This is a genomic window from Burkholderia cenocepacia (genome assembly GCF_014211915.1).
In the GTDB taxonomy this organism is placed as follows: domain Bacteria; phylum Pseudomonadota; class Gammaproteobacteria; order Burkholderiales; family Burkholderiaceae; genus Burkholderia; species Burkholderia orbicola.
In genome coordinates, this window is sequence record NZ_CP060039.1 from 413,151 (window position 1) to 428,136 (window position 14,986).

At 67.8% G+C, this 14,986-nt stretch carries 14 protein-coding genes; 8 read left to right on the forward strand and 6 right to left on the reverse strand.

Annotated features, from left to right (window positions below; all coding sequences use genetic code 11):
• Both fliJ and SY91_RS01935 read left to right on the forward strand, forming a co-directional pair.
• On the forward strand, positions 1-459 hold the full coding sequence (gene fliJ / locus SY91_RS01930) for a flagellar export protein FliJ (protein ID WP_027806593.1): 459 nt from the start codon (positions 1-3) through the stop codon (positions 457-459).
• Between the two features lie 31 nt (positions 460-490).
• Complete coding sequence (locus SY91_RS01935) at positions 491-1,861, forward strand: flagellar hook-length control protein FliK (protein ID WP_185921038.1); 1,371 nt, start codon at positions 491-493, stop codon at positions 1,859-1,861.
• 34 nt (positions 1,862-1,895) lie between these two features.
• Here SY91_RS01935 and SY91_RS01940 read toward each other — a convergent pair whose 3' ends face one another.
• A complete protein-coding gene (locus SY91_RS01940) occupies positions 1,896-3,536 on the reverse strand; it encodes a GMC family oxidoreductase (protein WP_023477645.1) in 1,641 nt (546 codons plus the stop codon).
• 725 nt (positions 3,537-4,261) lie between these two features.
• Between SY91_RS01940 and SY91_RS01945 the strand changes: the two genes are divergently transcribed.
• Positions 4,262-5,704, forward strand: coding sequence for a coniferyl aldehyde dehydrogenase (locus SY91_RS01945; RefSeq protein WP_006477516.1), 1,443 nt, complete (start codon positions 4,262-4,264; stop codon positions 5,702-5,704).
• Positions 5,705-5,779: 75 nt separating this feature from the next.
• Here the strand turns inward: SY91_RS01945 and SY91_RS01950 are convergent, their stop codons facing one another.
• Positions 5,780-6,802: a serine/threonine protein kinase gene (locus SY91_RS01950; RefSeq protein WP_027812642.1), complete on the reverse strand. Its 1,023-nt coding sequence runs from the start codon at positions 6,800-6,802 to the stop codon at positions 5,780-5,782.
• A gap of 47 nt (positions 6,803-6,849) precedes the next feature.
• Positions 6,850-7,062, reverse strand: coding sequence for a hypothetical protein (locus SY91_RS01955; RefSeq protein ID WP_006477514.1), 213 nt, complete (start codon positions 7,060-7,062; stop codon positions 6,850-6,852).
• Between the two features lie 805 nt (positions 7,063-7,867).
• Between SY91_RS01955 and SY91_RS01960 the strand changes: the two genes are divergently transcribed.
• Both SY91_RS01960 and SY91_RS01965 read left to right on the forward strand, forming a co-directional pair.
• Complete coding sequence (locus SY91_RS01960) at positions 7,868-8,755, forward strand: DMT family transporter (RefSeq protein WP_043888522.1); 888 nt, start codon at positions 7,868-7,870, stop codon at positions 8,753-8,755.
• Positions 8,756-9,109: 354 nt separating this feature from the next.
• On the forward strand, positions 9,110-9,295 hold the full coding sequence (locus SY91_RS01965; protein WP_006482800.1) for a hypothetical protein: 186 nt from the start codon (positions 9,110-9,112) through the stop codon (positions 9,293-9,295).
• A 106-nt stretch (positions 9,296-9,401) separates the two neighbouring features.
• On the opposite strand, the gene mgrA is transcribed toward SY91_RS01965, so the two are convergent.
• A complete protein-coding gene (mgrA, locus tag SY91_RS01970; RefSeq protein ID WP_011546453.1) occupies positions 9,402-10,445 on the reverse strand; it encodes an L-glyceraldehyde 3-phosphate reductase in 1,044 nt (347 codons plus the stop codon).
• A gap of 193 nt (positions 10,446-10,638) precedes the next feature.
• Here mgrA and SY91_RS01975 point away from each other — a divergent pair, with 193 nt between their 5' ends.
• Complete coding sequence (locus SY91_RS01975) at positions 10,639-10,845, forward strand: DUF3185 family protein (RefSeq protein WP_006477510.1); 207 nt, start codon at positions 10,639-10,641, stop codon at positions 10,843-10,845.
• Positions 10,846-11,048: 203 nt separating this feature from the next.
• On the opposite strand, the gene SY91_RS01980 is transcribed toward SY91_RS01975, so the two are convergent.
• The gene (locus SY91_RS01980; protein WP_011694438.1) at positions 11,049-11,822 is read right to left on the reverse strand and encodes a phytanoyl-CoA dioxygenase family protein; all 774 of its coding nucleotides are present in this window, start codon (positions 11,820-11,822) and stop codon (positions 11,049-11,051) included.
• A 352-nt stretch (positions 11,823-12,174) separates the two neighbouring features.
• Between SY91_RS01980 and SY91_RS01985 the strand changes: the two genes are divergently transcribed.
• Complete coding sequence (locus tag SY91_RS01985; protein ID WP_006477508.1) at positions 12,175-12,516, forward strand: hypothetical protein; 342 nt, start codon at positions 12,175-12,177, stop codon at positions 12,514-12,516.
• A 110-nt stretch (positions 12,517-12,626) separates the two neighbouring features.
• Here the strand turns inward: SY91_RS01985 and metK are convergent, their stop codons facing one another.
• A complete protein-coding gene (gene metK, locus SY91_RS01990) occupies positions 12,627-13,814 on the reverse strand; it encodes a methionine adenosyltransferase (protein ID WP_011546455.1) in 1,188 nt (395 codons plus the stop codon).
• Positions 13,815-14,079: 265 nt separating this feature from the next.
• Here metK and lpxL point away from each other — a divergent pair, with 265 nt between their 5' ends.
• Positions 14,080-14,964 carry a lauroyl acyltransferase LpxL gene (lpxL, locus tag SY91_RS01995; protein ID WP_006477506.1) on the forward strand — a complete coding sequence of 295 codons (885 nt, stop codon included), beginning with the start codon at positions 14,080-14,082 and terminating at the stop codon, positions 14,962-14,964.
• Positions 14,965-14,986 lie beyond the last annotated feature (22 nt).

Below are 14,986 nucleotides of genomic sequence, written 5' to 3' on the forward strand. Positions count from 1 at the left end.
ATGGCCCACGGCTTTCCCCTTCAGTTGCTGCTCGACCGCGCGCAGGAAGACCTCGATTCGGCCGCGAAGCAGCTCGGCACCGCGCAGCGCGACCGCACCGCGGCGGCCGAACAGCTCGACGCACTGCTGCGCTATCGCGACGAATATCACGCGCGCTTCGCGCAATCCGCGCAGAGCGGCATGCCGGCCGGCAACTGGCGCAATTTCCAGGCGTTCATCGACACGCTCGATGCCGCGATCGCGCAGCAGCGCAGCGTGCTCGCCGCGGCCGAAGTCCGCATCGACGAGGCGCGCCCGAACTGGCAGCAGAAGAAACGTACCGTCGGCTCGTATGAAATCCTGCAGGCGCGCGGCGTCGCGCAGGAAGCGCAGCGCGACGCCCGGCGCGAACAGCGCGACGCCGACGAACATGCCGCGAAGATCCTGCGCATGCGGGCCGACGCGGCCCGTTCGTCGTAACCGACCACCGCCTTCGAACGAGAGAACCGTCATGCCTCCCCTGCCCCTGCTCGGCGCGCTGCTCGACACCGCCGGCGCCGCACTCAAGGCCGCCCGCGGCTCGGGTGCGTCCGCCGCCAACGACGCGTCGGCCGCCACGAGCGCCGTGCCGTTCGCGCAGACGCTCAAGCAAAGCGTCGCCACGCGCGGCGATACGGCCAACGCCGGTACGCCGGACGTGTCGACCAAACCGGCTGCGTCGAAGCCGGCCGCCGGCACGAAACCGTCCGGCACCGACGACGACAAGACGACCGACGACACGACCGCGAACGCCACCGCCAATCCCGATGGCGCCGCCCTCGCGGCCGCCGCGGCCGTGCAGGCGCAACTGCAGGCGCGCCCGGACCCCGCGACGCCGGCCGACGCGGCGACCGCTGCCGCGGCTGCCGCCGCCGTCACTGCGCAAAAGACGGCCGTATCCGGCCAGCCGGACGCCACGGCGACGCTCGCCGATCATGCGGCCAAGGATGCGACCGCCCAGCCGACCGACCCGGCATCGAGCCGCGACGCGCTGCAAGCGGCGCTCGCCAAGCTGACGGGCGGCGCGGGCGCGATCACGATGCCGGCGACCGGCACGAGCGCCGCCGCCACGCCGACGGCGCCGGCAGCGACCGCGTCGAACGCCGCCGCGCCGCTGACGCCGAAAGTGCCGACGTTCGACCGCACGCTCGCCGACGCGAAAGGCACGCTCGCCACCCAGCAGACGCCGACCCAGGTCACGCCGCAGACGCTGCAGGCCGACGCGAACGCGCAGTCCGGCGCCCAGCACGCGCTCGCGGCGGCCGGCAATGCGACGGACCCGGCCGCCAGCGCGACGCTCGCAGCCGGCGCCACGGCCGCCGCCGCGGCACAGGCGAACCTGCAACTGTCGCCGGCCGCCGGCGCGATTGCCGCCGCCAACGCACACGCGCTCGCGCCGCACGTCGGCACGGCCGACTGGACGGACGCACTGAGCCAGAAAGTGGTGTTCCTGTCGAATGCGCACCAGCAGAGCGCGGAGCTGACGCTCAACCCGCCCGATCTCGGGCCGCTGCAAGTGGTGCTGCGCGTCGCGGACAACCATGCGCACGCGCTGTTCGTGTCGCAGCACGCGCAGGTGCGCGACGCGGTCGAAGCCGCGCTGCCGAAGCTGCGCGAGGCGATGGAAGCGGGCGGGCTCGGACTCGGCAGCGCGACCGTCAGCGACGGCGGCCTCGCTTCGCAGCAACAGCAGCAAAACCCGCAGCAGACCAACGCCTACGGCCAGCCGTCGCGGCGCGGGAACGGCGGACCGTCAGCCGTCGATGCACCCGTCGACGCCGCGCAATCCGCACCGGTCGCCGCACGCGCGAGCCGCGCCGGCCTCGTCGATACGTTTGCCTGAGCATGGGCGCCGCCGTGCCGTGTGCGCGCCGCGCCTAGCGGCCGTGCACGGCGGCCGCCGCCTCGCCGCGCGGCACGCCACCCTTGCGCGTGGCGACGATGAAGTCCGCCGCGCGCTCGCCGATCATCACCGACGGCGCATTCGTGTTGCCGCCGACCAGCGTCGGCATCACCGACGCATCCACCACGCGCAACCCGTCGACGCCGCGCACGCGCAGTTGCGGATCGACGACCGCGCGCGCATCCGAGCCCATCCGGCAGGTGCCGACCGGGTGATAGATCGTGTCCGCATGCGCGACGATCGTCGCGCGCAGCTCCGCTTCGCTCTGATCCGGCCGCGTGTACAACTCGCGCCCGCCCTGCGATGCGAGCGGCGCCTGCGACAGGATGCGGCGCATCGCCTGCGTGCCGCGCACCAGCAGGTCGAGGTCGCGTGAATCGCTGAAGAAGCGCGGATCGATCAGCGGCGCGTCGCGCGCATCGCCGCTCGCGAGCGCGACCGTGCCGCGGCTGAACGGCCGCAGCGCGCACACGTGCAGCGAATAACCGAAGCCCCAGTGCATCTTGCGGTTGTGGTCGTCGACGAGCGCCGTGCAGAAATGCAGCTGCAAGTCGGGACGCTCGAGCGACGGATCGCTCTTGATGAAGCCGCCGGCCTCCGCGACGTTGCTCGTCATCATCCCCGTGCGGCTCGAGAAATAGCGCGCGAGCGCCGGCGTCATCTTCGCGATGCCGCGCAGGCACACGCCGACCAGCTCCGACGAATTCACGCGCGTGTTGATGATGAAGTCGATGTGGTCGATCAGGTTCGTGCCGACGTCCGGCGCATCCTGCACGACCGCGATCCCGTGCCGGCGCAGTTGCTCGGCCGGGCCGATCCCCGAACACATCAGCAGTTGCGGCGAATTGAACGCGCCGGCCGACAGGACCACTTCCGCGCGCGCGCCGAACGTCTCGACCCGCCCGTTGCGCGACACCACGACACCGACCGCGCGCTTGCCGTCGAAGCCCACGCGCAGCACCGTCGCATCGGTGATCACGTGCAGGTTCGGCCGGTTGCGACCGTAGATATACGCGCGCGCCACGCTGCAGCGCGCCCCGTCGCGATGCGTGACCTGATAGAAACCGACGCCTTCCTGCGTCGCGCCGTTGAAGTCGTCGTTCAGCGGATAGCCGGCGGCATGCGCGGCCTGGATGAATCGTTCGGAGAACGGATTGCGAAAGCGCAGATCGGAAACGGTCAACGGGCCGTCCGCGCCGTGCCACGCGTCGGCGCCGCGCTCGTTGCCTTCCGCGCGGCGGAAATACGGCAGCACCTCCTGCCAGCCCCAGCCCGTCGCGCCGAGCTGCGCCCACTCGTCGTAATCGCCCGGGTGGCCGCGCGTGTAGATCATCGCGTTGATCGCGCTCGAGCCGCCCATCCCGCGCCCGCGCGGCTGGTAACCGCGCCGGCCGCCCAAGCCCGGCTGCGGCACCGTCTCGTAGCCGTAGTTGGTGCCGAGCTTGTACGGCACCAGCGCCGCGATGCCGACCGGCATGTTGACGAGCAGGTTGCGCTCCGTATGCGAGCCGGCCTCGATCAGCGCGATCGTCGCATCGGGGCAGGCATCGGCGAGACGGCCGGCCAGGCTCGAGCCGCCCGAACCGCCGCCGACGATGATGTAGTCGTATTGCATGTCACGTCTCCGTCGTGTCATGGAAGGCGCCCGGCACCGCCGCGCGACCGCGTCCCCTCTTGTGTTCGGGCATTGTAGGAATGGCCGCGCCGTGCGCGGCGCGCCGATTCGAGAGCGATTCCTCTAAACGCCCGCGTGAACTAAATTTAAGATGTATCGATGCGCTTCGCGCGATGCGCCGGCCACGAGAAGCCGATTCGTCGCGAAACGGGAGGAACGACGATGCAGCGCAAGATCCTGCAGGCCGCGTGTCGACCAAGTGATCCGAAAGTCACGCGCGCGGCCCGCATTTCATTTCAAACGGCGGCCCGCGCGACGATCCACGGCGCGATGCGCGCAGTCGGTCGAAATCGAACGGCACGTGTCATCGCCGACCGTTTGGACGGTGTGTCGGCGCCGTGGCACGATGCGCGGCGACCCGCCGTCGTGGCTACGTCGCGCTGCGCTGCCGCGGTGCGCCGACCGGCGTGCGCAAGACGGCATCGCGTGCCTGCTCGTCACCATATCGGATCGTGCGCGCCTGCCGTGCGGCATGACTTTCGGACCCGGACACCGTCGCGCGGATACGACGCCTGCCGCGCGCGGCAACCGGTTTTCGAACACCCGTCGCATCCGGCCCCGTGCCGGGCGACATGCATCACCCGATCCGCGTCGCCGCGCTCGCCGAGCGTGCGCGTGCGGCGTGACGGCCGGCCGATCAGCCAGGCCCAACTGGAGGAGACGACATGAAGAACGACCTGCCCGAACTGGCCCCGCAAGCATTGCCGTCGGTCGACGCGCTGACGTCGCTGCTGCACGACCAGCGTGCGGCGTACCTGCGCGCGCCGTACCCGGCATGGGACACGCGAGCGCAGCACCTGCGCGCGCTGCGCACGATGCTGATCGATCACGCGGATGCGCTCGCCGACGCGATCAGCGCCGATTTCGGCCATCGCGCGAAGCAGGAAGTGCTGCTGTCGGAAATCTGGATGGCCAAGGAAGAGATCGACGACGCGCTGAAGCACGGCAAGCGCTGGATGAAGCCGATCCGCAAGCCGATGAACAAGTGGCTGCGCCCGGCGCGCGCGAAGGTGATTCCGCAACCGCTCGGCGTGGTCGGCATCGTCGTGCCGTGGAACTACCCGGTGCTGCTCGCGGCCGGCCCGCTGATCTGCGCGCTCGCCGCCGGCAATCGCGCGATCATCAAGATGTCCGAACTGACGCCGCGCACGTCGGCGCTGTTCGAGCAGCTCATCGGCAAGACCTTCACGCGCGACCACGTCGCGGTCGTGAACGGCGATGCGGAAGTCGGCGCCGCGTTCAGCGCGCTACCGTTCGACCATCTGCTGTTCACCGGCTCGACGCAGGTCGGCCGCCACGTGATGCGCGCGGCCGCCGACAACCTCACGCCCGTCACGCTCGAGCTCGGCGGCAAGTCGCCGGCGATTGTCGGCCCGAATGCGCGCTTCGACGCGGCCGTCGACGCGATCGTCGCCGGCAAGACGCTGAACGCCGGCCAGACCTGCATCGCGCCCGACTACGTGCTGCTGCCGCGCGGGATGGAAGGCGCGTTCATCGAGCGCGCGCGAACCCGCTTCGCGAAGCTGTATCCGGACCTGTCGGCCAACGGCGACTACACGACGATCGTGTCGCCGCGCCACTACGCACGCCTGCAGCAACTCGCGAGCGACGCGCAGGCGGCCGGCGCGCAGCTGCATCCGCTGTCCGACGCGCAGTCCGATCCCGCGTCGCGTCGCTTCGTGCCGTGCGCGGTGACGCAGGTGCCGGCCGCGTCGCAACTGATGCAGGAGGAAATCTTCGGGCCGCTGCTGCCGCTCGTGCCGTACGAACGGCTCGACGAAGCGATCGCGTACGTCAATGCACGCCCGCGTCCGCTTGCGCTGTACCTGTTCGACGAGGATGGCGGCACGATCGACCGCGTGATGCGCGAAACGATCTCGGGCGGCGTCTCGATCAACGAAACGCTGATGCACATCGCATGCGGCAGCTTGCCGTTCGGCGGAGTCGGTGCGAGCGGCATGGGCGCGTATCACGGCTACGACGGCTTCGTGACATTCTCGAAGATGAAGCCGGTGCTCACGCAGGCACGGCTGAACGCGCGCAACCTGCTCGCGCCGCCGTACGGCAAGCGCTTCGCCGCGCTGATCAAGCTGATGCTGAAGTTCTGAGCCCGGCGGGCCACACGCGTCGCGTCGCGGCCCTGTCCAACCTGCCACGCGGCATGGATGCCGCGCACGCAGCCGTCACACGGGCCAGAGCGGCCCTTCCTGCATCGCGCCGATCTGCTCGCGCAGTTCGAGCACGCGCGCTTCCCAGTAACGATGCGTGTTGAACCACGGGAACGCGGCCGGAAACGCCGGATCGTCCCAGCGCCGCGCGAGCCACGCCGCGTAGTGGATCAGCCGCAGCGTGCGCAGCGCTTCGACCAGATGCAGCTCGCGCGGCTCGAATTCGCAGAAATCCTCGTAGCCCGCGAGCAGGTCGGCCAGCGCGCGCGACGCGCCTTCGCGATCGCCCGGCAGCAGCAGCCACAGATCCTGCACGGCCGGTGCCATCCGGCTGTCGTCGAAGTCGACGAAATGCGGGCCGGCATCGGTCCACAACACGTTGCTCGGATGGCAGTCGCCGTGCGTGCGCAGCAGGCGAATCTCGCCCGCGCGCTCGAACGCAGCCTCGACGCCTTCGAGCGCGAGCGCAACCGCGGTCGCGTACGCCGGTCTTACGTCATCCGGAATGAAATCGTGCGCGAGCAGATAGTCGCGCGGCTCGTAGCCGAACGTATTGATGTCGAGCACCGGACGCGCGACATACGGCTGCGTCGCGCCAACCGCATGAATGCGGCCGATGAAGCGGCCGAGCCATTCGAGCGTGTCGCTGCGGTCGAGATCGGGGGCGCGGCCGCCGCGCCGCTCGAAGATCGAGAAGCGGAAACCGTCGAACGCGTGCAGCGTGCGGCCGTCGAAGGCTCGCGCGGGTACCGCCGGAATCTCGCGCGCGGCGAGTTCGGCGACGAACGCATGCTCTTCGAGAATCGCGTCGTCCGACCAGCGCGCCGGACGATAGAACTTCGCGACGACCGGCGGGCCGTCTTCGATACCGACCTGGTAGACGCGGTTTTCGTAGCTGTTGAGGGCGAGCAGGCGCCCGTCGGTGCGCAGGCCGGCCGGCATCAGCACGCTGTCGAGCGCGTCGAGCACGCACTCGGGCGTGAGGCCGGCGAACGGCGGGCTGGCGGGAGAAGCGGGAGCGGAAGTGGCGTCTGTCATGCCCCGCATTGTGCCGCCTGCCGGACCGAAAGACGAGCGTCCGGTGCTTAGTGAAGCGCCGCGCCGGCCGGCAGAACGGATTCGCCGGTGTCGATCAGGTCCTCGAGAAAGAACGGTTCGGTGTTGAGTTCTTTCGACTCACCCGGCACGCCCGCGTACCAGGTCACCATGGCCATGTCGCCCAGGATGCGCTGGACGATGCCGCGCGCGCCTTTCGGCACCGCGATATGGGTAGTGCAGACGATCGACCCGATATGCATGATGGTTCCCCACTCTTGAATCTTGAAACCCGGCCCGCTGGCGAGCCGGCAAATGCGCGATCCGCGCCGCTCTCGGCGGAGCGTTGCGCGTGATCCCATTGTTCACGGTTTATCGAAGCGCGAAAAGAAGAAGAAGCAGGCGAAGTGCCGCGAATTCGTCGAATGTCTCCAATCAACCACTGCGCCGGGCATGTACTTGCCCACCCGGTTACCCCCATCATACCCTGTCGAATGTGACTGCCCGCCGAAACCGCCCGGCGGCGCCGCACGCACATGATTGACGCAACGCGCGTGCCGCTTCGCTTCGCCGCTGCCGAATCATCGGAACACTGCACGCGACCGACCAGAATCACGTCGCGTGCGTCGCATGTCGATCGCCTTCCACCGTTCGTCGAACGCTTGCGTGCGTACCGGCATCGGCTTGCATCGACGCACGACGTCGCTCGCGATATGCAGCCGCCGACAAGAGTTGCGCTCGATGGCTGCCTTGCGGTACCTTAAGCTTTCATTCGCGTTCAACCGCACCCCGGCACGATGTATCCGCTCACGTCCGCCCTCGCAAAATCCCGGCCGCAGTTCGACGCGCGGCCGCAGGCGTGCGTGCATCCGTCGGTCCTTCCTCCTCCTGTCGCACCGCCGCTCGTCTGCGCCGCGCCGCCCCTCCGGCGGCACGCGCCGGCTGACTCGCCGGCTTTTCGTTTTCGTCTTCCATTCGCCCCGCTGGCTGTAGGTGCGTGCGTCGTGACGCACGGCACGTTGCCGCGCGCGAATGGAACGTTTCGATCCGTTCGACAGGTGGATTCATATGGTTTCGTTCAAACGCGCGCTCGCCGCGCATGGCGCGACGTCGCTCTTCGTGCTGCTGTGGAGCAGCGGCGCGATCTTCGCTGAACTCGGTCTGCGTCACGCGTCCGCGTTCGCCTTTCTCACTGCCCGTTTCGCGCTCGCATCGCTCGTGCTGCTCGCGCTGGCGTTCATGCGCAAACGCTGGCTGCCGACGCGCGGCGAGCGGCGCATGGCCGCGCTGACCGGCTTGCTGATGATGGGCGGCTATTCGATCTTCTACCTGCTCGCGCTCGAGCGCGGCATCGCGCCCGGCGTGCTCGCGACGATACTCGGCGTGCAGCCGATCCTCACGCTCGCGATCGTCGAGCGTCGCTGGCAACCCGTGCGTATCGCCGGGCTCGCGCTGTCGCTCACCGGCCTCGCGCTCGTCGTGGGCCGTGGTGTGAGCGGCGGAACCGGCGGCCTGTCGGCGGCCGGCATCGCGTGCGCGCTGACGGCGCTCGTCGCGCTGACCGTCGGCTCGCTGCTGCAAAAGCGCGTACGCGCGGCGCCCGCCGACGTGCTGCCGCTGCAGAACGCGATCGGCCTCGCGCTGTGCGTCGCGATCGTGCCGTTCCGGCCGGTGTCGTTCGACATGAGCTGGGCGTTCGTCGTGCCGCTGCTGTGGCTCGGCATCGTGATTTCGGTGATCGCGCAACTGCTGTTCTACCGGTTGATGCAGCGCGGCGATCTCGTCAACGTGACGAGCCTGTTCTATCTCGTGCCCGTCGTCACCACGTTGATGGATGCCGTGTGGCTCGGCAACCGGCCCGAACCGCTCGCACTCGCCGGCATGGGCGCGATCATCGCGGGGCTCGCGCTGGTGTTCCGCGCGCCGGCCGCCCGTCCGCAACCCGACCGCGCGTGAGTAGACGGGCCGCCGCGCCCGCGGGTGCGGCGGCCCGTATCGGACACATACGACGATTCCGCGCAAATCGAAAGGAACGGGAAAGATGCGTGCAAGGCGTTCGTCTTGTTTGCCCGAAAAACGCGGAATTCTCGGGCTTTCCGCTGATTTTTAATGGTTCGGATAGCGAAAAACGCCGCCGGTTGCCTATACTCGAATTGACCGGCCTGCGCGTAACGGGCCGGACCCAACTAGAAACACCCGGCATGGGGCCGGGGTGAGCGCATGCGTGCCGTTTCAGGCCGATATCCCGCAGGGATGGAGCCGCCAACGCAAGCACTGAAGCGCCCACTTCGGTCGACACTGGAGACACGCATGACGACCTACTTCACGATCGGCGACTTCATCCTGTTGATTCCGATGGCGCTGGCCGGAGCGCTATTTCTCGGCGCGGTGCCGTGCGCCACTCAATTCCGTCACAACCTGCTGCGCGTACTCGGCGTCATTCTCGGCGTCGGCGTCGCGGTATTGCTCGTTGAAGGCCTGCCTGCGCTGATCTAGCGCCGCAGGCCGTGCGCGACGCGCATCGCTGCACCGCAGCGATGCGACGTACCGCGTGCACGTCGGACCCGGCACGCGATGTTTCGCATGCCGTATCGACTTCCGCTCAGATCGCCTGATCGGTGGACGGCTTTTCCCACAGATTGATGCCGCCTTCCGTCGCGTAACGATCGATCTCCGCGAGTTCCTCCGCCGAGAATTCGAGGTTCTGCAACGCGCCGACGTTCTCGCGCACCTGCTCCGCCCGGCTCGCGCCGATCAGCGCGGACGTCACGCGGCCGTTACGCAGCACCCACGCCAGCGCCATCTGCGCCAGGCTCTGCCCGCGCCGTTCGGCGATCGCGTTGAGCTTGCGCACATGCTCGAGGTTGTCCGCGCTCAGGTGATCCTCCTTCAGCGAGCCGCCGCCCGGCTTGTTCACGCGCGCGTCGGCCGGCACGCCGTTCAGGTACTTCGACGTGAGCAAACCCTGCGCGAGCGGCGTGAACGCGATGCTGCCCGCGCCGACGTCGTCGAGCGTGCCGAGCAGATCCTCTTCGATCCAGCGGTTCAGCATGTTGTACGACGGCTGGTGAATCAGCAGCGGCACCTTGTATTGCGCGAGCAGCGCGGCCATCTCGCGCGTCTTCGCGGCCGAATACGACGAAATGCCGATGTAGAGCGCCTTGCCCTGCTGCACGGCCGACGCCAGCGCACCCGCCGTTTCCTCGAGCGGCGTATGCGCGTCGAAACGGTGCGAATAGAAGATGTCGACGTAGTCGAGCCCCATCCGCTGCAGGCTCTGGTCGAGGCTCGCGAGCACATACTTGCGCGACCCGCCGCCGCTGCCGTATGGCCCCGGCCACATGTCCCAGCCGGCCTTCGTCGAGATCAGCAGTTCGTCGCGATACGGGCGGAAATCCTCCTTCAGCAGCCGGCCGAAGTTGATCTCGGCGCTACCGTACGGCGGCCCGTAGTTGTTCGCGAGGTCGAAGTGGTTGATGCCGAGGTCGAATGCGGTGCGCAGGATCTCGCGTTGCGTCGAGATCGGCGTCGAATCGCCGAAGTTGTGCCACAGGCCGAGCGACAGGGCGGGCAGTTTGAGCCCGGATTTGCCGCAGGTGCGGTATTGCATGCCGGCATAACGTTCGGAAGCTGCTTCGTAGGCCATGAGTCTGTTCCGTCAGGACATCGGGGAAAGGGACGCGCGCCGGCCGCGCCAATGACGCGACGGCGGCGAAGGAGTCATACGACGACTATGGTAGCGAAAGCGGCCGGATCACGCACGGCGGCGCGACGATGGACGCGACCGCGGCGCTCGCCTACACTGCGGCGTCTCGAATCACCGTTTCAGCGAGGTTGGTATGTCCCGGGTCATCTCGGTTGCACTGCTCGTCGGCGGCGTCGTGCTGCTGTATTTCGGCGGCCAGTCGTTCCATTCGATCAACGACAACGTGTCGCGCTTCTTCACCGGCTCGCCGGCGACGAAGACGATCCTGCTGATCGTCGGCGGCGCCGTCGCATCGTTCGTCGGCCTGATCGGCCTCGCGATGCCGGGCGGCAAGCGCTGATCGCAGCGCGACGCGCGCACGGCTAGCGATCGCATCGAGAGCGGCTCGGTCGACTATCCGGCCTATGGCAACCGGCTCGTCGTGCCGACATCACGCGCGCGAGCCGCGCCAAACGAAACGGGCGGCCAGGCCGCCCGTCGTTTCACTTGCCCGCGATGCACCGCATCGCGTGATCGCCGCAGTTTCGCCGGCCGCCGATCGGCCTAGAACTGCACTTCCGGCTTCGACGCCGAGCGCGTGCCGGGCACCGGCCGGTTGCTTGCGCCGTGGTACGTGTACACGAGCGAGAACTTCACCTGGTCGGAACGGTTCTGCCCGGCCGAATGCAGCGTGTTGCTGTGGAAGAACACGACGTCGCCCGTCTGCAGCGACGGGCACGTCGCCGCGTCGATCATCCTGCGGTTCTCCGGCAGATCACTGCGGAAGAATTTCGCGTCATCGAACGCTTCCGGTCCGAATTCGGCCGTATGCGAACCCGGCACGAGCCACAGCGCGCCGTTCTCGTTGGTTTCCGGCCCGAGCGCGAGCCACACCGACACCATGTCCGGCCGCTCGAACGCCCAGTAGCGGAAATCGCGATGCCAGCCGGTCAGGCTGCCGTACGCCGGGTGCTTCGTCATCATGCAGTTGTGATGCGCACGCGACAGCACGGGCTCCTCGCCGAAATACTCGCGCATCCACGCGCCGATTTCGGGCGCGATCGCGCGCTCGGCAAACGCCGGATCGCGCGAATACGCATCGAGCAGTCGTCGCACCGTATGCCCGCCCGGCGCATGCTTCGATTCGGGTGCGCCCGGGTAGCGGAGGTCGGCCTCGAACTCGATCGGCTCGGCGGCCTCCCGCAACTGGCGCTCCGCGATCTGCCGGAGCGCCGCGCACTGCGCTTCGCCGACGAGGCCGCGCGCGACGACGAAGCCGCGCTCGCGCAATTCCGCGACTTGCGCGCGGATCGATTCCGACTGCAATGGAGACGACATGGGATGCCAGACGTTTATTGTGTGAATGTGACGATTGTAAATCGGCGCCGGATACCGCGAACAGCACCATTGTCGTGCGCAGGGGCATGCCAATCGCGGATTTGATCCAGCGCAAGGGAACTGTGCGGCGCGGCACCTGCCTGAGCGACAGGCGGTATGCGGCACACCCCTTGCTGCACAAGGGTTTATCGCGACTTTTGCCGGTCACGAAACCCCTGTAGCCTGACGCGGCCTGTCAATTCTGGCGGGCGCGGCGCGCGACGGGTTTAGGTAAGATCCGTTGTGCCATCCGAGGCCGTTGATACCAGTGCGCTCTTCAGGGCGCCACCCATACAAGCGAAGCATCGTTCACATGCCATTCCGTCTGACTTCCCGTTTCAACCGCGCTGCGAAGCGCGTCGTGCCGTCCGCTCCTGCCCGTTCGCTGCGCCATCACCGCGCCCGCACGCAGGCGCTGGCCGAACGTACGCACACGCACAGCCGGCTGGACGGCATCCGTGCGTGGTTCCACGCATTTTTCTCGATGATGAGCGCACAGGCGTTCGCCCGCCGCGCCGGCCTGCGTTCGCTGCTGCAGAAACCGTCGTCGCTGCGCGCGCTCGCGCTGCGCCGCAAGCTCGGCCCGCAGCGCCGCGTCAACCGTCCGCGCCGCCTCGCGGCGAGCAACGGCTGGTTCGGGTTCGGCGCACGCTGATCAGGTACCGGCGGGCATGGCCCGCATCGATCGCCGCCGTTGCCGCGACGATCGACACCCATAAAAAAACCCCGGCTAGGCCGGGGTTTTTCATTTCAGGCGAACGACGCTTACGCGACGCGTGCCGTCGGCTCCACGCCGGCCGCTTCGGCCAGCGCGAGCGCCTTGTCGGTTGCTTCCCACGAGAATTCCGGCTCTTCGCGGCCGAAGTGGCCGTAAGCCGCGGTCTTCTCGTAGATCGGACGCAGCAGGTCGAGCATCTTGATGATGCCCTTCGGACGCAGGTCGAAATGCTCGCGCACGAGCTTCGTGATCACCGCATCCGACACGCGGCCCGTGCCGAACGTGTTGACCATCACCGAGGTCGGCTCGGCCACGCCGATCGCGTACGACACCTGGATCAGCGCGCGCGACGCGAGGCCGGCGGCGACGATGTTCTTCGCGACGTAACGGCCGGCATACGCAGCCGAACGGTCGACCTTCGACGGATCCTTGCCCGAGAATGCGCCGCCGCCGTGCGGTGCGGCACCGCCGTAGGTATCGACGATGATCTTGCGGCCGGTCAGGCCGCAATCGCCCTGCGGGCCGCCGATCACGAACCGGCCGGTCGGGTTCACGAGAAACTTGATGTCGCCCTTGATCAGCTCGGCCGGCAGCGTCGGCTTGATGATTTCCTCGATCACCGCTTCGCGCAGCGCGGGCAGCTCGATGTCCGGTGCGTGCTGCGTCGACAGCACGACGGTGTCAATCGAATCGGGCTTGCCGTCGACGTAGCGGACGGTGACCTGCGACTTCGCGTCCGGACGCAGCCATTGCAGGCGACCGTCGCGGCGCAGGCTGGCCTGGCGCTCGACGAGGCGGTGCGACAGGTAGATCGGCAGCGGCATCAGTTCCGGCGTTTCGTCGCACGCATAGCCGAACATCAGGCCCTGGTCGCCCGCGCCTTGGTCGAGGTTGTCGTCGTGTGCACGATCGACGCCCTGCGCGATGTCCGGCGACTGCTTGTCGTACGCGACGAGCACCGCGCAACCCTTGTAGTCGATGCCGTAGTCGGTGTTGTCGTAGCCGATGCGCTTGATCGTATCGCGCGCGATCTGGATGTAATCGATGTTGGCCGTCGTGGTGATTTCACCGGCCAGCACGACGAGACCCGTGTTGCACAGCGTCTCCGCCGCAACGCGGGAGTATTTGTCCTGCTCGAGGATGGCGTCGAGAATCGCGTCCGAGATTTGGTCCGCGACTTTGTCCGGATGGCCTTCGGAGACGGATTCGGACGTGAAGAGATAATCGTTTGCCACTTTTTCAGGCTCCTGTGTGGTTACGGTTGGTTTCACGTAGCCAGCTTCGTTGGGCCTGAAGCGGCGACGCTTTAGCGGATTACCAGGACCGGGCAGCGTGTGTCGCGCCAGCCGGCTTCGCCCCGCAAGTTGTCAGTTAACTCGGCGAAGCCCGTATTATAGCGGCTTTCCTGAATTGTCACAGAGCGCCACCCGTGCTGCATCGTCCGCTGTCTTACCACCCTGTTCGCAACGTACCGGCCAGCCGGCCCTACGGAGATTCCGCATGCTAGGCCGCCTCGGCACGCACCTCGCCATCGGCTTGCTGAAGCTGCTCGCCCTGCTGCCGTACGGTCTGACCGCACGGTTCGGCGATGGCCTCGGCTGGCTGCTGTATCAGATCCCCAGCCGGCGAAAGCGCATCGTACATACGAATCTGAAACTCTGCTTCCCGGACTGGAGCGACGAACGGCGCGAGGAAGTGGCGGGCCGGCATTTCCGTCATGCGATCCGCAGCTACGTCGAGCGCAGCGTGCAATGGTTCGGCTCGGAGAAGAAGCTCGCGAAGTTGATCCAGGTCGACAGCGCGGTCGATCTCACCGATCCCGACCTGCCGCCGACGCTGTTCCTCGGCCTGCACTTCGTCGGCATCGAGGCCGGTTCGATCTGGCTGAACCGTTCGCTGCAGCGTCGCTGCGGATCGCTGTACCAGCCGTTCTCGAACGCGGTGCTCGAGGAAGAGGCAAAGAAGGCGCGCGGGCGCTTCGACGCCGAGATGGTCGGCCGCGCGGACAGCGCGCGCGTCGTGCTGCGCTGGCTGCGCGACCGCAAGCCGGTGATGCTCGGCGCGGACATGGACTACGGGCTGCGCAACTCGACGTTCGTCCCGTTCTTCGGCGTGCCGGCCTGCACGCTGACGGCCGTCGGCCGGCTCGCGAAGACGGGCCGCGCGCAGGTCGTGCCGTTCATCGGCGAAGTGCTGCCGAACTACAAGGGCTACCGTCTGAAGGTATTCAAGCCGTGGGATCACTACCCGACCGGCGACGACGATCTCGATGCGCGGCGGATGAACGCATTCCTCGAGGAGCAGATTCCGCTGATGCCCGAGCAGTATTACTGGGTGCACAAGCGTTTCAAGACGCGCCCGCCGGGCGAGCCGAGCCTGTACTGACCCTGCCGCGAGACATGCGGGC